The following is a 17,154-nucleotide window of genomic DNA, read 5'->3' on the forward strand; positions in this document are numbered from 1 at the left end:
CGCGCGGCTCACACCGGCAGCGGGCGGGTTACTGAGGGGGCTCGGGCAACTGGCGCGCTCGGCAGGCGAGTCAGGCGCAGGGCATTGAGCACCACGGTCAACGAACTGAGGGACATACCGATAGCCGCCCAGATGGGCGTGATCCAACCCAGGGCGGCAAACGGCAGCATTAGGCCATTGTACAGCCCGGCCCACAGCAGGTTTTCAATGATCACGCGACGGGTGCGCCGCGCCAGGGAAAAGGCTTGCACCAGCGCGTCCAGGCGGTTGGACAGCAACACCGCATCGGCGCTGGTCTTGGCTAGGTCGGTGGCGGTGCCCATGGCCACGCTGATATCCGCGGCGGCGAGCACGGGCACATCGTTGACCCCATCGCCGAGCATCAGCACCTTGCGGCCTTCCTTGTGCAGTTGTTGCAGCACCTGCAACTTGTCATCAGGGCGCAGGCCGCCGTGGGCTTCGTCGATGCCCAATTCGGCGGCGACACTGGCGACCATCGGCGAACTGTCCCCGGACAGCAACAGCGTGCGCCAGCCGCGTGCCTTGCAGGCGGCCAGCAGGGCCGGCGCGTCGCTGCGCAGGCGGTCATCGAGCACAAACCAGGCGAGGGCGCCTTCGCGGTCGCCGAGCAGCAGCCATTGACCCGAATCTGTCGGTGAGGCGGGGATCGCGCAACCACTGAGTTCGCAGACATAACCGGGTTGACCAATGCGCAATTGGCGCTCGCCAACGCGACCTTCAAGACCAAGCCCAGGCGAACTGAGCACCTCATCGGCGGCCAGCGGCGCGCGACCAAAGGCGCGGGCAATCGGGTGTTCGGAACGGTTTTCCAGGGCGGCGGCAAGGCTCAGGCACAGGTCCGTGCTTAATGTGCCCAGGGGGCGGATGGCTCTCAAGGCCAAGCGGCCTTCGGTGAGGGTGCCGGTCTTGTCGAAAATCACCGTGTCGATCTGGTTCAGCCCTTCCAGCACGTGTCCGCGGGTCAGCAATAACCCGAGTTTGTGCAAGGTGCCAGTGGCGGCAGTGAGCGCGGTGGGGGTGGCCAGGGACAATGCACAGGGGCAGGTCGCGACCAACATCGCCAGTACAATCCAGAACGCCCGCGAAGAGTCCAATTCCCACCACAGCAAGCCGATCAGGGCGGCGGCGATCAGCGAGCACAGCAGGAACCACTGCGCAGCGCGGTCAGCGATCTGCGCCAGGCGCGGTTTCTCGGCCTGGGCGCGCTCCAGCAGGCGCACGATGGCGGACAGGCGCGTGTCATGTCCCAAGGCGCGCACTTCGACTGTCAAGGCGCCTTCCACATTGAGCGTGCCCGCCGTGACCGCATCCCCGGTTTGGCGCGGTTGCGGCAGGTATTCACCGGTGAGCAGGGATTCATCGATGCTGGATTGGCCGTCGAGAATCACGCCATCCGCCGGCAGTACGGCACCTGGGTGCACCAGTACACGGTCACCCAACGCCAGCTCGGGAAGCAGGATGCGCTCGCTTTGACCATCCGCCTTCAGCCGCAGGCACGAGGCGGGCAGCAAGTTGACCAACTGCGCCGTCGCGGCGGCTGTACGCTCGCGGGCACGCCGCTCGAGGTAGCGACCGGCCAGCAAGAACAGCGCAAACATGCCCACCGCATCGAAGTACAACTCACCTAGGCCGGTGATCGCGGTCCAGATGCCCGCCAGATATGCACCGCCGATGGCCAATGAAACCGACACATCCATGGTCAGGTGACGTGTACGCAAGTCGCGCAGGGCGCCCTTGAAAAACGGTGCACAGCTGTAGAACACGATGGGTGTTGTAAGAAACATCGCCACCCAGCGCAGGATCACATGAAGCTCCGGGCTCAGGTCGATGTTGAATTCCGGCCAGGTAGCCATGGTTGCCATCATCGCCTGGAACCACAGCAGCCCAGCAACACCCAATTGGCGCAGGGCCAGGCGGTTTTCGCTGGCCAATTGCTCGGCCGCGCGGTCCGCTTGATACGGGTGGGCGGCGTAACCGATATGGCGCAGCTCGCTGAGTAACTGGCTCAACGGCAACTGCCCATCAGCCCAGCGCACCAGCAAGCGGTGGTTGGACAAGTTCAGCCGCGCCTCGGCCACAGCGGGCAGGCTGCGCAGGTGTTTCTCGATCAGCCAGCCACAGGCGGCGCAGCTGATGCCTTCCATCAGCAGGGTGGCCTCGGCGAGTTCGCCGTCGTGGCGTACAAAGGGTTTTTGCACGTCGGCGCGGTCGAACAGCGCCAGATCGTCCACCAACTGCACGGGTAACGCCTCGGGGTTGGCCGAGGCTTCGCTACGGTGCTGGTAGTAGCTTTCCAGGCCACCGGCGACAATCGCTTCGGCCACTGCCTGGCAGCCGGGGCAGCAGAGTTCGCGGCGTTCGCCGAGGATCACGGCGGTAAACCGGCTGCCGGAGGGGACGGGGAGGGCGCAGTGGTAGCACGGGATGGTCATGATCTGGAATCTAAGGTGGCTGGGAGGACCTCTTTGCGCAGGTTTTTACTTTTTCAGGTCTTCGGCACCCTGCAGCGGTTCATCACCCAGCAGCAAGTCCTTGTCGTGGCTGACCTGTTCTTCCTCGAACATGCGCCAGGTGCGGTCGCCTTCCACGCCGAGCAATTCGACGAAGCGACGGCCTTCGACCTTGTCGGTGACCTGCCCTATGTAGCGGCCGGGTTCACTGTCACTGCGGGCCAGGTTGATCTTGCGATCCTTCTCGGGCTGGGTCGGGGAAATCAGGTTCAATTCCAGGGTGGTCGGGTTGCTGTTGCCGGTGAGGTTCACCTCGACTTCACCGGTCAACTCATCCAGGTGCACCTTGGCGCGCAGTTGCAGGGTCTGGGCCAGCAGCTCACGGTCGAGAGAACGGTTGATGCCTTTGCCGGCCTCGTAGTAGTTGTCGTTGACCAGGTTGTCCGGGTTGTTCACCGCGATGGTCACCATGGACAGGGTCAAGGTCACCGAGCAGGCCAGGATCCCGATGATGATCCAGGGCCACAGATGCTTGTACCAAGGGCTTGCAGCAGTTGCTACGGACATTGTTCGGTTCTCTTGATTAACGAACTTGCGGGCCGATGAATCGGCTCTTGGCTTCAATCTGGACGCTGGTGTCATCGGCATCCTTGAGCATGAAGGTCACCTCGTTGGTGCTCGACGGCAATTGCTCCGGCGCACTCGACAGCTCCACCGGCATGCTGACGATATCGCCGGCGGCCACCTTGATCTCGCGGCGGCCCTGCAGCTTGAGGTCCGGCAGGCCCGAAGCATCGAGCACGTAGGTGTGGTCGCGCTGGTCCTTGTTCATGATCTTCAGGCTGTAGACGTTTTCGATACGCCCTTCGGCGTTTTCGCGAAACAGCACGCGGTCTTTGCTCACGTCGAAACCCACCAGCGAGCGCATGAAGAACGCCGCCACCAGCAGGCTGATCATCGCCAGCAACACCAGCGCGTAGCCGATCAATCGCGGGCGCAGCTTGTGGGTTTTCTGCCCCGACAGGTTGTGCTCGGTGGTGTAGCTGATCAGGCCGCGCGGATAGTCCATCTTGTCCATGATGTTGTCGCAGGCGTCGATACAGGCGGCGCAGCCGATGCACTCGATCTGCAGGCCGTCGCGGATGTCGATACCGGTCGGGCACACCTGCACGCACATCGTGCAATCGATGCAATCCCCCAGGCCCTGGGCCTTGTAGTCGACGCCCTTTTTACGCGGGCCGCGCAGTTCGCCACGACGTGGGTCGTAGGAGACGATCAGGGTGTCTTTGTCGAACATCACGCTCTGGAAGCGCGCATACGGACACATGTAGATGCACACCTGTTCGCGCAGCCAGCCGGCGTTGCCATAGGTGGCGAGGGTGAAGAAACCGACCCAGAAATACGACCAGCCATCGGCCTGGCCGGTGAAGAACTCGAACACCAGTTCGCGGATCGGTGAGAAGTAGCCGACAAAGGTCATGCCGGTGACAAAACCGATCAGCAGCCAAAGGGTGTGCTTGCTGAATTTGCGCAAGAATTTGTTGGCGCCCATCGGCGCTTTATCCAGCTTGATGCGCTGGTTGCGGTCGCCTTCGGTGACCTTTTCGCACCACATGAAGATCCATGTCCACACGCTTTGCGGGCAGGTATACCCGCACCACACGCGACCGGCGTACACAGTGATAAAGAACAGGCCAAACGCCGCAACAATCAAAATACCTGAGAGCAGGATGAAGTCCTGGGGCCAGAAGGTCGCACCAAAAATAAAGAACTTACGTTCCGGCAGGTTCCACCACACGGCCTGGTGGCCACCCCAGTTCAGCCACACGGTGCCGAAGTAGAGCAGGAACAGGCCGGCACCACCGAGCATGCGCAGATTGCGGAATAGGCCGGTGAAGGCACGGGTGTAGATTTTCTCTCGCGAGGCGTAGAGGTCGACGGTTTTGGCAGGCGGGGTAACGTTATGTACCGGTATTTGGTCGCTCATCATTGCATCCCACGGCGGTGGAGATTTGCCTCGGCCAGTACGTGCCAACCGGGGTCAAATTAAGGGTGTTGCGGTGGCCTAATGATACGCCCCCGATAGTACGTCAAGGGTGCGACCTTTGGTCGCGTTGGGTGAAATCAATTGATGGTGTACGTGACCTGGATCAATTGACTTGGGAAGTATGGACGGTTTTTGCGGCCAAGCCGGTTATTCGTCCCATGGATTAATCAGTGAAACGCCACTGGATGTGAAGTCACTGACGTTGCGCGTCACAACGGTGAGGCCATGAACCAAGGCGGTAGCGGCGATCAACGCATCACTTTCATTGGCCCGATCTGGAACATGCAAATGTGCGCAACGCAGTGCGACCGCAGCGTCAACAGGCAGGATTCGGGTATCGAAAGCGGGCATCACATGGCGTTTGAGCCAGGTACGCAATACCTTCCCCTGCGCCGGGTCTCGCCGCTCTATGCGCAAGACTCCGGTCTCCAGTTCTTTAAGCGTTATCGCAGAGATAAACATGCGTGGAGCGATGACACTCTTTGCCCATGCGACCACCTTTGCGTCGGCGTGGGGTTTGCGAAGTTCAGAAATAACATTGGTGTCGAGTAGATACATCAAGAGAGGTCCACAGGTCGATGAGTGATCACGGCGCGTTCGGTTTCGAAGTCGATATCGGCCGCTTCTGGCATCACTAGCAGATCAACGATGTCGGCATTGAGCCCTGTCAGTTTCTGGTAGTCCTCAATGCTTAGCAGTACATGGGCCGGCTTGCCGCGATCGGTGATAAAAACCGGCCCTTGGCGGGCTGCTTTTTTGGCACCACTTGTGTCTTGGTTGAATTCGCGGCTGGAAATGGTGGTGATGGTCATGGGGGAGCCCCCTTTATTTGGCTGGATGTAGTTACGTTACTACTTGGTTGTTGCAGGTCGCAAGTGTGAGGCTACGAGTGGTAGCGGGTACCTGCTTACAGAGTCTTCGAAAGCCAGAATGAACAAAGCCCCGCCAGCGTTCGCTGCACGGGGCTTTGATGTTTCGAGGTCTTACTGCTCTTCAGCCTTCTTATCCCCATGGGACAAGCTGTAAACATAGGCTGCCAGCAAGTGCACCTTGTCGTTCCCCTGCAGTTGCTCCTGCGCAGGCATCTGGCCCTGGCGGCCCCAACGGATGGTCTGTTGCAGTTGGGCGAAGCTCGAACCGTAGATGAATGCACCCGGGTGGGTCAGGTCAGGTGCGCCCATGGCGGGCGTGCCTTTACCGGCCGGGCCATGGCAGGCCACGCAGTTGGCGGCGAAGAGTTTTTCGCCGTTGGCCACGTCAGCCTTGACGCCTTCTGGCAGCTTGCGACCGTCGAGGTTGGTCACCACGAAGGCGGCGACATCGCTGACGCCTTGTTCCTTGAGGATATCCAGCCAGGCCGGCATCACGGCATGGCGGCCCTTCATGATGGTTTCCTTGATGGTGGCGGGCTCGCCACCCCAGCGCCAGTCGGCGTCGGTCAGGTTGGGGAAGCCATAGGCGCCCTTGGCGTCGGAACCGTGGCACACCGAGCAGTTGGAGGCGAACAGGCGGCCCCCCATCTTCAAGGCTTGCGGATCCTTGGCGACTTCCTCAATCGGCATCGAGGCGAATTTGGCGAAGATCGGCCCGAACTTGGCGTCCGACCTGGCCATTTCCTTTTCCCACTCGTGCACGCCGGTCCAACCGGTCTGGCCATTGGCGAAAGCGGTTTGCTTGTCGTTGTCGAGGTAGTTGTAGCCCGGCAGCAGGCCCTTCCAATTGCCCAGGCCCGGGTACAGCACCAGGTAGCCGAGGGCGAAGATGATGGTGCCGACAAACAGCATGAACCACCACTTGGGCAGTGGGTTGTCATATTCCTCGATGCCATCGAACGAGTGGCCGACAGTCTCGTCGGTTTGCTCGGCGCGCTGGCCCTTGCGGGTCGACAGCAGCAGCCAGGTCAGGGCGAAGATGGTACCCAGACTGAGGACTGTGACGTACAGACTCCAGAACGTAGTCATTCTTTGTTACTCCTAGAAGCTTGCTCGACGTGCTTGATGGCTTCGGGATCATCCGCAAAGGGCAGCAAGGTCGCGTCTTCAAACTCCGACTTGCGCTTGGGGCTGAACACCCACAACGCCAGGCCGATAAAGGCCACCATCACCACAACGGTGCCCAAGCCACGAATCATCCCGATATCCATGAAGAATCACCGTTTGCTTTTGATGATGGTGCCAAGGCCTTGCAGGTAGGCCACCAATGCGTCCATTTCGGTCTTGCCCTTCACTGCTGCGGCTGCACCGGCGATGTCTTCGTCGGTGTAGGGCACGCCCAGGGTGCGCAAGACTTCCATCTTCTTCGCGGTGTCCTTGCCGTCGAGCTTGTTTTCCACGAGGAACGGGTACGCTGGCATTTTCGACTCAGGCACAACGTTGCGCGGGTTGTACAAGTGCGCACGTTGCCAGTCATCAGAGTAACGACCGCCGACACGCGCCAAATCCGGGCCGGTGCGTTTGGAACCCCACAGGAATGGGTGGTCCCACACGCTTTCGCCGGCGACCGAGTAGTGGCCGTAGCGTTCGGTTTCGGCGCGGAACGGACGGATCATCTGCGAGTGGCAGCCGACACAACCGTTGGCGATGTAGACGTCGCGGCCTTCCAGTTCAAGCGCGGTGCGCGGCTTCATGCCTTCCACCGGCTTGTTGGTGACGTCCTGGAAAAACAGCGGAACGATCTGGGTCAGGCCGCCGATACTCACGGCGATAACCATGAAGAAGGCCAGCAGGCCGATATTCTTCTCGACTACTTCATGCTTCATCAGTGGGCTCCCACAACGGCGATCTTGGCGGCGGCTTCGGCTTCGGCAGGGTCCGAGGCACGCACGGTGCGCCAGACGTTGTAGGCCATGAACAGCATGCCGGTGGCAAAGAACGCACCGCCCAACGCGCGGACGATAAAGCCCGGATGGCTGGCCTGCAGCGCTTCGACGAAGGAGTAGGTGAGGGTGCCGTCATCGTTGATTGCACGCCACATCAGGCCCTGGGTGATGCCGTTGACCCACATCGAGGCGATGTAGAGTACGGTACCGATGGTCGCCAGCCAGAAGTGCGTGTTGATCAGCCCGACACTGTGCATCTGCACGCGGCCGAACAGTCTGGGGATCATGTGGTAGATCGCGCCGATGGAGATCATCGCGACCCAACCGAGCGCACCGGCGTGTACGTGGCCGATGGTCCAGTCGGTGTAGTGGGACAGCGAGTTGACGGTCTTGATCGCCATCATCGGCCCTTCAAAGGTCGACATGCCGTAGAACGCCAGGGATACCACGAGGAAGCGCAGGATCGGGTCAGTGCGCAATTTATGCCAGGCCCCCGACAGGGTCATCATGCCGTTGATCATGCCGCCCCAGCTCGGGGCCAGCAGGATGATCGACATTGCCATGCCCAGGGACTGCGCCCAGTCCGGCAATGCGGTGTAGTGCAAGTGGTGCGGGCCGGCCCAGATGTACAGGGTGATCAGCGCCCAGAAGTGCACGATGGACAGGCGGTACGAGTAAATAGGACGTTCGGCCTGTTTCGGCACGAAGTAGTACATCATCCCCAGGAAACCGGTGGTGAGGAAAAATCCTACGGCGTTGTGGCCGTACCACCACTGGATCATCGCGTCCGTGGCCCCGGCGTAGGCCGAGTAGGACTTGAACAGGCTGACCGGCAACGAGGCGTGGTTGACGATGTGCAGCATCGCCGTCACCAGGATAAAGGCGCCGTAGAACCAGTTGCCCACATAAATGTGCTTGGTCTTGCGCTTGACGATGGTACCGAAGAACACCACGGCATAGGTCACCCACACAATGGCAAGCAAAATGGCGATGGGCCATTCCAGCTCGGCGTATTCCTTGGTGGTGGTGTACCCCAGTGGCAGGGTGACGATGGCGCCGACAATGACCGCTTGCCAACCCCAGAAGGTGAAGGCCGCGAGGCTGTCGGAGATCAGTCGCGTCTGGCAGGTTCGCTGCACGACATAGTAGGAGGTGGCAAACAATGCACATCCGCCGAAGGCGAAGATCACCAGGTTGGTGTGCAGCGGGCGCAGGCGGCCAAAGGTCGTCCATGGCAAACCGAAATTCAATTCCGGCCAAACCAGTTGCGAGGCGATAAACACCCCGAGCCCCATGCCAAGGATCCCCCAGACCACCGTCATGATGGCGAACTGGCGGACTACCTTATAGTTATAAGCAGTCGGACTGATTGCTGTGCTCATTCTAAGGTTCCACGGTTTAGGTTTTTTTATAGGTAAAATCGGTCGCAAGTATGGAGAAAGCGAGGGGCCATTGCAACGCAATGGCTGACCTGTATCAATGCGTTCCACGCCAGATTCTGCGCCCTTTCCATGTTTAGCGTAGGGATAAAATCCGAAATAGAAAGCTGATCAAGTGGACAGGAAAATTTTGGGGTCGCAACGCATGTCGTTGCGTACGCCAGAATTGGTCCGCTGTGGGAACAAGCGTAGACCCGAAAGTGAGGGGGGGAAAGGTGTGCTTTGGAAGGGTGCGACACTTGGTCGCGTAGCGGGGTAGAGCTGCCGCCCCAAGTTGGGGCGGCATTCAGAGGTCACTCGGGCTGGCTTTCTGGCGTTGCACCATCAGCGTTGTGGGACAGGCTGTAAACATACGCGGCCAACAAGTGCACCTTATCGTTACCTTGCAGCACTTCCTGCGCCGGCATTTGGCCTTGGCGGCCGTGACGGATGGTCTGCTGCAACTGCGCGAGGCTGGTGCCGTAGATGTAGCCGGCCGGTTTGGTCAGGTCGGGTGCGCCCATGGCTTCCATGCCGTGGCCTTCTGGACCGTGGCACGCGACACACGTGGTGTTGAACGCCGCTTGGCCTGCGGCCAGGTCAGCGGTGCTGTCGGCAGGCAATGGCAGCTTGGCCACGTCGTGGCGGACGTACGCAGCGACGTTTTTCACCCCGTTGTCGCCGAGCATGTCACCCCAGGCCGGCATCGCCGCGTGGCGGCCGTTCAGGATGGTGGTCTTGATCGCTTCAGCCGAACCGCCCCAGCGCCAGATGTTGTCCGCCAGGTTTGGGAAACCAAACGCGCCCTTGGCATCCGAGCCGTGGCACACCGAGCAGTTGGAAGCGAACAGGCGACCGCCCATTTTCAGCGCTTGCGGGTCCTTTGCGACTTCTTCCAGCGGCATGGCCGAGAATTTGGCGAAGATCGGCCCGAACTTGGTGTCGGCCTTGGCCATCTCCTTGTCCCACTCCTTGGCCGACGTCCAGCCGTCTTCATAGCCCGGCAACACGCCTTTCCAGTTGCCCAGGCCCGGGTAGAGGATCAGGTAGCCGACCGCAAACACCAGGGTGCCGGCGAACAGCATGAACCACCACTGGGGCAGCGGGTTGTCGTATTCCTCGATACCGTCGAAGGCGTGGCCCATGGTCTGGTCGACGCTGCCCTTGGTCTCGCCCTTGCGGGTACCGATCAAGAGCCAGGTCAGGCCGATCAGGCTGCCGAGGGTCAGTACGCAGATCCATGTACTCCAAAACAGGGTCATGGCCGAGTGCTCCTTATTGCAGGCTCTTCTTGAGCGTCGGATGGAGAAGGTTCATCGGCGAAGGGCAGCAGGCGCGCCTGCTCGAATTCCGCATTGCGCCGGTTGTTGAACACCCACAGCGACAGGCCGATAAAGGCGATGGCGACCACCAGCGTGCCGAGGCCGCGGATGGTGCCCGCATCGAATTCAAATCCCATGGCTCACCTCTTGCTCTTGATGGCAGTACCGAGTACTTGCAGGTACGAAACCAGCGCGTCCATCTCGGTCTTGCCTTTGAGGCTGGCCACGGCGGCACTGATGTCGTCGTCGGTGTAGGGCACGCCGAGGGTGCGCATCACGTTCAACTTGGTCTCGGTATGGCTGCTGTCGACCTGGGCGGTGACCAGCCACGGATAGGCCGGCATTTTCGACTCGGGCACCACGTTGCGCGGGTTGTACAAGTGCGCGCGGTGCCAGTCGTCCGAGTAGCGTGCGCCAACGCGCGCCAGGTCCGGCCCGGTGCGCTTGGAACCCCACAGGAACGGGTGGTCCCACACGCTTTCACCGGCGACCGAGTAGTGGCCGTAGCGTTCCGTTTCGGCGCGGAACGGGCGGATCATCTGCGAGTGGCACTGTACACAGCCTTCGCGGATGTAGATGTCACGGCCTTCCAGTTGCAACGCGGTGTAGGGCTTCATGCCTTCAACCGGTTTGTTGGTCACGTCCTGGAAGAACAGCGGGACGATCTGGGTCAGGCCGCCGATGCTCACGGCTAGCACCATGAGCAGCATCAGCAGGCCGACGTTCTTTTCAATCGTTTCGTGTTTCATCACAGACTCCTCAGGCCATCTGCGCCGCAGCGGCAACTTCGGCAGGTTGCGCCGAACGCACGGTGCGCCAAGTGTTGTAAGCCATCAGGAACATGCCGCTGAGGAAGATCGCACCGCCCACCAACCGCACGATGAAGCCAGGGTGGCTGGCCACCAGGGTTTCGACGAAGGAGTAGGTCAAGGTGCCGTCTTCGTTGACTGCACGCCACATCAGGCCCTGGGCAATGCCGTTGACCCACATCGAGGCGATGTAGAGCACGGTGCCGATGGTGGCCAGCCAGAAGTGCGCGTTGATCAGGCCAAGGCTGTACATCTGCTCGCGACCGAAGACTTTCGGGATCATGTGGTACAGCGCGCCAATGGAAATCATCGCCACCCAGCCAAGGGCGCCGGCGTGTACGTGGCCGATGGTCCAGTCGGTGTAGTGGGAGAGGGCGTTGACGGTCTTGATCGCCATCATCGGGCCTTCGAAGGTCGACATGCCGTAGAACGCCAGGGAGACGACGAGGAAGCGCAGGATCGGGTCGCTGCGCAACTTATGCCAGGCACCCGACAACGTCATCATGCCGTTGATCATGCCGCCCCAGCTCGGTGCCAGCAGCACCAGCGACATCACCATGCCCAGCGACTGTGCCCAGTCCGGCAGCGCGGTGTAGTGCAAGTGGTGCGGGCCGGCCCAGATGTACAGGGTGATCAGTGCCCAGAAGTGCACGATGGACAACCGATAGGAATACACCGGGCGCTCGGCCTGTTTCGGCACGAAGTAATACATCATGCCGAGGAAGCCGGCGGTGAGGAAAAATCCTACCGCGTTATGCCCATACCACCACTGCACCATGGCATCCGTCGCACCGCCGTAGAGGGAGTAGGACTTGGTCAGGCTGACCGGGATTTCCAGGTTGTTGACGATATGCAGGATGGCCACGGTGATGATGAACGCACCGAAGAACCAGTTGCCGACGTAGATGTGCTTGGTGTTGCGCTTCATGATCGTGCCAAAGAACACGATGGCATACGCCACCCAGACAATGGTGATCAGGATGTCGATCGGCCATTCCAGTTCTGCGTATTCCTTGGAACTGGTGTAGCCCAGTGGCAAGGAGATGGCGGCCAAGAGAATGACAAGCTGCCAGCCCCAGAAGCAGAATGCGGCGATTTTAGGCGCGAACAGCTGCGTCTGGCAGGTACGTTGCACCGAGTAGAAGGAGCTGGCGAACAGCGCGCAGCCACCGAAGGCGAAGATCACCGCGTTGGTGTGCAACGGGCGCAGGCGGCCGAAGCTGGTCCAGGGCAAGTCGAAGTTGAGTGCAGGCCAAACCAATTGAGCAGCGAGAAAAACCCCGAGCCCCATGCCGACGATGCCCCACACCACCGTCATAATGGCGAATTGGCGGACCACCTTGTAGTTATAGGCGGTACTTAAAGTAGTGTTCATGGTTCCCCATCCACGGTTCAACCCAAGCAGATGCGGCACTTGGGCTGGAGTTATAGGCAGACTAAAAAGCGAGGCAAGCATGGGCAAAGAGCACAAGGCCAGTATTGACGGGGATCAATGGGCGCAGTGTGTGCGGGAACATGGGTGGTTGTGGGATGCGGCGTCGAGGACGACTTCAGCCGCTCCCGTCACGCTGATCCTGGCCCACGGCGCCGGTGCGCCAATGGATTCCGGGTTTATGAACGACATGGCTGCACGCCTTGCCGGGCATGGTGTGAACGTGTTGCGCTTCGAGTTTCCGTACATGACCCAGCGCCGGGTTGACGGGGGCAGGCGGCCACCGAATCCGGCGCCAAAACTGCTCGAAGCCTGGCGTGAGGTGTATGCCGAGGTGCGACGTCATGTCGCTGGAAAACTGGTTATCGGCGGCAAGTCCATGGGCGGGCGCATGGCCAGTTTGTTGGCCGATGAAGTGGGCGCCGATGGGCTGGTGTGCCTGGGGTATCCGTTCTATGCGGTGGGCAAGCCGGAAAAACCACGGGTCGAGCACCTGGCCGGGTTGAAGGCGCCGACGTTGATTGTGCAGGGCGAGCGCGATGCGCTGGGCAATCGGGCGGCGGTGGAGGGATACGACTTGTCGCCGAGCATCGAGGTGATGTGGCTGGTGGCGGGGGATCATGACTTGAAGCCGTTGAAGGCGTCGGGGTGCAGTCATGAGCAGCATTTGGAGGCTGCGGCGGTGCGGGTTTCTAGCTTTCTTAGAGAGCTTGAGTGAAACCTGTGGCGAGGGAGCAAGCTCCCTCGCCACAATCGATTTACCGGTTAAAACGCTCCACCAGCGAATACTGGGTATTCGCGGTATGCGTCAGCTCTTCACTCAACTGCGCCGAGTTCAACGCTTGCTCCGACGTCTGGTCCGCCAACAGCGCAATCGTGCTGATATTGCGGCTGATCTCTTCGGCCACGGAGCTTTGCTCTTCAGTGGCAGCAGCGATCTGGGTGGTCATGTCGGTGATATGTGCCACCGCTTCGCTGATGCCAACCAACGCCTGATCCGCTTCCATCACCCGCGCTACGCCTTCTTCGGCCTGGCGATGCCCGGCGTCCATGGTTTGCACAGCCGCCGCAGCGGTGTGCTGCAGCTTGGCGATCAGGGCATGGATCTGCCCGGTCGACTCGGCGGTACGCTGGGCCAGTTGACGGACTTCGTCAGCGACCACCGCAAACCCACGGCCCATTTCACCGGCACGCGCCGCTTCGATGGCTGCGTTCAGCGCCAGCAGGTTGGTTTGGTCGGCAATGCCCTTGATCACGTCGACTACGCCGCCGATCTCATCACTGTCCTTGGCCAACTGGGTAACGGTCGCGCCCGTCTCTCCAACGGCGGCTGACAGGCGCTGAATCGCCTCGCGGGTTTCCCCGGCAATATCGCGACCGCGACCGGTCAGGCGGTTAGCCTCTTGGGTCGCATCGGCGGTGCGCTGCACATGGCTGGCGACTTCCTGGGTCGTCGCCGCCATCTGGTTGACCGCCGTAGCCACCTGCTCGGTTTCCACACGCTGGCGTTCCAGGCCGCTGGAGCTGTTATGCGCCAGGGTGTTGGACTGCGCCGCCTGGGCGTTCAGGTGCTCGGCAGTGTCCTGCAAGCGCGTCAGACACGTCTTCAGACGCGCCTCCTGGCTGAGGATCGACATCTCCAGGCGCGCCTGGGCGCCACGGCTGTCGGTGTACATCTGCGCGATCAACGGGTCGGACGTGGTCTGCTCGGCCAGTCGCAGCAAGCGCTTGAGGCCACGCTGTTGCCAGCTCAGGCCGAGCAGGCCCAACGGCACCGACAACCCAGCCGCCAGGGCAAAGCCCCAGTGGGAGTTGAGTGACGCGCCGATCATGAAGCTCAGCTGGCTCACCAGGATAAACGGCAGCCAGTCCTGCAACACCGGCAGCCACTTGTCCCGCTGCGGGATCGCTGACTTGCCCTGGTTGATGCGGTGATAAAGCGCTTCGGCCCGGCGGATCTGCTCAGAGGTGGGCTTGATGCGCACCGATTCGTAGCCGACCACCTGGTTGCCGTCGAAGACGGGCGTCACATAGGCGTTAACCCAGTAGTGATCACCGGTCTTGCAGCGATTCTTGACGATGCCCATCCATGGCAAGCCTTGTTTGAGCGTCGACCACATGTGCGCGAACACCGCCGCCGGAACATCCGGGTGACGGACCAGGTTGTGCGGGGCACGGACCAGTTCTTCGTGGGTGTACCCACTGATTTCGACAAATGCGTCGTTGCAGTAGGTGATCACGCCCTTGGCATCTGTGGTGGAGATCAACCGTTGCTGAGCGGGGAAGGTACGTTCGCGCTGGGTAACGGGTTGGTTATTACGCATGATTGTTCAATCCGCAAGGCTTTCAAGGGTTGTCGGCCGGAAAACGCTTTTATTTAACTTAATTTTGCAACAATCAACCGACCAACGCCTCGCGTCACTGTTCTTTAAGTTTTGCGGTCTCGAGAATGTCGAACGCCATGCGCTGCTGGATTGTGCTTCGGGAATACGCTCTTAAAAATGCCTCGCGGTCAGTCGCACTGAGCCTAAGGCGGGCAAGTGCGGCAACCGCCGCGTCCGCGTTGCCGGGGGCAAACACGCAAGCATTGGGAATATGATTGAGTGTGAACGCTTTTGAATAACCCTCCAGTCCCGCGAGTATTGGCTTTCCGGTAGCGGCATATTCAAACAGTTTGGAGGGAATGACTTTCAAGAATGCCTTGAAGTCATTGAGGTGCAAAAAAAGCACATCGGCTTGCTGATAGTAATGAATCAGTTCGTGTCGGGGCATGGGCGGAATAAGCTCGACATTCTTTACATGTCCCTTGATCAGCGTTTCGCGCAGTTTTTTCATCGTACTGCCATCGCCAATCACGTAGAAACAAGCTGTGTTCGCGAGCCGTTCGGCCAGTGATGGCAGTATTTTATCCAAGCCTTGGCCGACGCCGATATTGCCAGCGTAGACAATCTTCAGTGGGCGTGTTGGTTCGTTAGGCGTGTCTGGATAGAACGGGGTTTCAAGAAAGAGATCGTCCACACCGTGGGTGAAAGTTGAAAAGCGTTTGTGTGGATAACGAGCCGAGAAGTAACTCAGAAACCCGGGTGATATCAGGTTTACCCGCGTTGCGCGATCAAGGGTGAATTTTTCAAAGCGGGAAAATACTTGCGCCAGGAGTTTGCCCAGGACGCCAGGGAAAAGTTCAGGCAGTACGTCGACAAAGATATCTCGGATATCCAGATAGAACGGTGCCTTTTTTTGGCGCGCAATAGCGGCGCCCAGTGCGGCCGTCATCAGCCGGGAAGAAGTCGCGACAATCACGTCGTACTGCTTGCCTTTTACCGCTCGAAGTACGCCGCAGGCATAGTTGGCAAACCCCAAGGCCTGGCCCCAAACGCTGAATCCGTGCGTGGGCAGGTCTATGCGGGTGATGGACAGCCTTGGCTGATGTGCGGTGCGATCCCAGGAGAACTTATAAGATGGGTAGCGGTTCGGCTGAGTGGTCAGCACGTCGATCGCTATCTCATCGTTACCGTGGGTGAGCAAGCCATTGACCAGCGCCTCGACGCGAAAGGCCGACAGGTCGGGCGGAAAGTAATAGCTCAATAAAAGAATACGCACTGTCATATGCACATCTCAGTCTTGCCCGTCAGTACGCGTTCATACAGTGTTAGCAATTTGCTTTCTTGCTGCTCCCAACTTAGAGACGAGGCGGCATTTTTTGCGTTTTGGGCCAGTGTCTGACGTAACAACGGTTCATCGATCAACCGCTGTAATTCCCGGTGCAGTGATTGATCCGAGCCTGCCGCCACCAACACCCCCACAGCGTGGGACCGGACAATTTTGCGAATCTCCGGAAACTCCGTCGCGACCACGGGCAGCCCGGCGATGATGTATTCGAACAGCTTATTGGAGTCGGTGGTGAAGTGGTTCAGGCAGGTATTTTCTATAGGCTGCACACCGATATCGGCTGACGCGGTATAGCTGGGCAAATCCGCTAATGAAACAGTCGGAATAAAGTGCACTCGCTCTGTCAAGCCAAGCTCCTCGCTCAACATCTTCAGGGGGGTCGTAAGCCTGCCGCCCCCGATCAGTACGAAGTAAGCGCATTGCAATGTGACTGCGACGCGTAACAAACGCTCCAGGCCGCGCCCCTGTTGAAGGCCGCCCTGATAGAGAACGATGGGCCAGGGCTGTTTCAAACCCAGCTCATGGCGAATCCTCTGGCTCGGTGGGCTGGCGATCAGGCACGGACGATTTTGCAGCACCAGCGGACGGGTTATCCCGTAGGCCCTGGCAAAGAACTTAGCCCTGCTTTGTGTGGTGGTAATGGTGCCCTCAGCCCTGGGCATCAAGGCTTTTTCGATACAGGCAACCCACTTGCGAAAGCGCGCATACCCCTCGCGGCTGGTACTGACTTCATGGGCGTCGTACACCAGTCTCGCTCTGCTGAGCCGGGCGGCCAGCCATGCAGTGGGCAGCGTATTAACATCATGGGCATGCACAACTGCGGCGCGATGCAGAGTGATCCGCACCATTAGCCCTGCATGCACCCAAAGTCGTGAAAGGATGCGTGGCAGCGGCATCGACTGTTCTGTTGGCGGTGAGCCGGTTGAATCGCAAGATCCAGCACTTGCGGGTCGCCATCTCAGGCTGCGTGCCACGCGTATCACACGGATGCCTTCCGCCAGTACTTCCTGGCGCTGCGTTACGCCTGGTGTATGCAATGCGAACACTGTCACTTGATAACCAGCCGCTTGGAGTGTCCGGGCTTGTTTCAATACGCGGGCGTCATTGCGGAACTCATTCCAGACGATCATGGCGATAGGGGGCACGGGGGAATTCCTGTTGATTTCGC

Annotated in this window: 17 protein-coding genes; 1 reads left to right on the top strand and 16 read right to left on the bottom strand. The window is 60.0% G+C overall.

Going from position 1 to position 17,154, the window contains the following annotated elements; all coding sequences use genetic code 11:
* Positions 1–8: 8 nt before the first annotated feature.
* The 13 genes from JBO08_RS15835 to ccoN (JBO08_RS15895) all read right to left on the bottom strand — a co-directional run bounded on the left by JBO08_RS15835 (position 9) and on the right by ccoN (JBO08_RS15895) (position 12,260).
* A complete protein-coding gene (locus JBO08_RS15835) occupies positions 9–2,453 on the bottom strand; it encodes a heavy metal translocating P-type ATPase (RefSeq protein WP_220074796.1) in 2,445 nt (814 codons plus the stop codon).
* A 45-nt stretch (positions 2,454–2,498) separates the two neighbouring features.
* Positions 2,499–3,038: a FixH family protein gene (locus tag JBO08_RS15840; RefSeq protein WP_015885303.1), complete on the bottom strand. Its 540-nt coding sequence runs from the start codon at positions 3,036–3,038 to the stop codon at positions 2,499–2,501.
* 16 nt (positions 3,039–3,054) lie between these two features.
* Positions 3,055–4,458, bottom strand: a complete 1,404-nt coding sequence (gene ccoG / locus JBO08_RS15845) for a cytochrome c oxidase accessory protein CcoG (RefSeq protein ID WP_065873840.1) — start codon at positions 4,456–4,458, stop codon at positions 3,055–3,057.
* Positions 4,459–4,665: 207 nt separating this feature from the next.
* On the bottom strand, positions 4,666–5,076 hold the full coding sequence (locus JBO08_RS15850) for a type II toxin-antitoxin system VapC family toxin (protein WP_065873839.1): 411 nt from the start codon (positions 5,074–5,076) through the stop codon (positions 4,666–4,668).
* Positions 5,076–5,330: a type II toxin-antitoxin system Phd/YefM family antitoxin gene (locus tag JBO08_RS15855; protein ID WP_010208555.1), complete on the bottom strand. Its 255-nt coding sequence runs from the start codon at positions 5,328–5,330 to the stop codon at positions 5,076–5,078. Before JBO08_RS15855 ends, JBO08_RS15850 begins: the two co-directional genes overlap by 1 nt.
* Positions 5,331–5,501: 171 nt before the next feature.
* Positions 5,502–6,479 (bottom strand): cytochrome-c oxidase, cbb3-type subunit III, encoded by a 978-nt coding sequence (gene ccoP / locus JBO08_RS15860; protein ID WP_049712048.1) that lies wholly within the window; start codon positions 6,477–6,479, stop codon positions 5,502–5,504.
* Positions 6,476–6,661 (bottom strand): CcoQ/FixQ family Cbb3-type cytochrome c oxidase assembly chaperone, encoded by a 186-nt coding sequence (locus tag JBO08_RS15865; protein ID WP_003175465.1) that lies wholly within the window; start codon positions 6,659–6,661, stop codon positions 6,476–6,478. The genes ccoP (JBO08_RS15860) and JBO08_RS15865 overlap by 4 nt, the downstream gene beginning before the upstream one ends.
* A 6-nt stretch (positions 6,662–6,667) precedes the next feature.
* The gene (gene ccoO, locus JBO08_RS15870; protein WP_003193167.1) at positions 6,668–7,276 is read right to left on the bottom strand and encodes a cytochrome-c oxidase, cbb3-type subunit II; all 609 of its coding nucleotides are present in this window, start codon (positions 7,274–7,276) and stop codon (positions 6,668–6,670) included.
* A complete protein-coding gene (ccoN, locus tag JBO08_RS15875; RefSeq protein ID WP_065873838.1) occupies positions 7,276–8,718 on the bottom strand; it encodes a cytochrome-c oxidase, cbb3-type subunit I in 1,443 nt (480 codons plus the stop codon). The genes ccoO (JBO08_RS15870) and ccoN (JBO08_RS15875) overlap by 1 nt, the downstream gene beginning before the upstream one ends.
* A gap of 350 nt (positions 8,719–9,068) precedes the next feature.
* Positions 9,069–10,016, bottom strand: coding sequence for a cytochrome-c oxidase, cbb3-type subunit III (ccoP, locus tag JBO08_RS15880; RefSeq protein WP_065873837.1), 948 nt, complete (start codon positions 10,014–10,016; stop codon positions 9,069–9,071).
* On the bottom strand, positions 10,013–10,213 hold the full coding sequence (locus JBO08_RS15885; protein ID WP_010208563.1) for a cbb3-type cytochrome c oxidase subunit 3: 201 nt from the start codon (positions 10,211–10,213) through the stop codon (positions 10,013–10,015). The genes ccoP (JBO08_RS15880) and JBO08_RS15885 overlap by 4 nt, the downstream gene beginning before the upstream one ends.
* A gap of 3 nt (positions 10,214–10,216) precedes the next feature.
* The gene (gene ccoO, locus JBO08_RS15890) at positions 10,217–10,825 is read right to left on the bottom strand and encodes a cytochrome-c oxidase, cbb3-type subunit II (protein WP_065881223.1); all 609 of its coding nucleotides are present in this window, start codon (positions 10,823–10,825) and stop codon (positions 10,217–10,219) included.
* A 10-nt stretch (positions 10,826–10,835) separates the two neighbouring features.
* The gene (gene ccoN / locus JBO08_RS15895) at positions 10,836–12,260 is read right to left on the bottom strand and encodes a cytochrome-c oxidase, cbb3-type subunit I (protein ID WP_049712053.1); all 1,425 of its coding nucleotides are present in this window, start codon (positions 12,258–12,260) and stop codon (positions 10,836–10,838) included.
* A gap of 79 nt (positions 12,261–12,339) precedes the next feature.
* Between ccoN (JBO08_RS15895) and JBO08_RS15900 the strand changes: the two genes are divergently transcribed.
* On the top strand, positions 12,340–13,035 hold the full coding sequence (locus JBO08_RS15900) for an alpha/beta family hydrolase (RefSeq protein ID WP_065881221.1): 696 nt from the start codon (positions 12,340–12,342) through the stop codon (positions 13,033–13,035).
* Positions 13,036–13,075: 40 nt separating this feature from the next.
* Here the strand turns inward: JBO08_RS15900 and JBO08_RS15905 are convergent, their stop codons facing one another.
* The 3 genes from JBO08_RS15905 to JBO08_RS15915 all read right to left on the bottom strand — a co-directional run bounded on the left by JBO08_RS15905 (position 13,076) and on the right by JBO08_RS15915 (position 17,131).
* Positions 13,076–14,641 carry a PAS domain-containing methyl-accepting chemotaxis protein gene (locus JBO08_RS15905; protein WP_065873833.1) on the bottom strand — a complete coding sequence of 522 codons (1,566 nt, stop codon included), beginning with the start codon at positions 14,639–14,641 and terminating at the stop codon, positions 13,076–13,078.
* A gap of 94 nt (positions 14,642–14,735) precedes the next feature.
* Positions 14,736–15,923 (bottom strand): glycosyltransferase family 4 protein, encoded by a 1,188-nt coding sequence (locus JBO08_RS15910; RefSeq protein ID WP_220074795.1) that lies wholly within the window; start codon positions 15,921–15,923, stop codon positions 14,736–14,738.
* Entirely contained in the window at positions 15,920–17,131 is a 1,212-nt protein-coding gene (locus tag JBO08_RS15915; protein WP_139114526.1) for a glycosyltransferase family 4 protein, read from the bottom strand. The genes JBO08_RS15910 and JBO08_RS15915 overlap by 4 nt, the downstream gene beginning before the upstream one ends.
* Between the last annotated feature and the right edge of the window lie 23 nt (positions 17,132–17,154).

It is taken from the genome of Pseudomonas sp. LAP_36 (assembly GCF_019456785.1).
Classification (GTDB): Bacteria; Pseudomonadota; Gammaproteobacteria; order Pseudomonadales; family Pseudomonadaceae; genus Aquipseudomonas; species Aquipseudomonas tritici.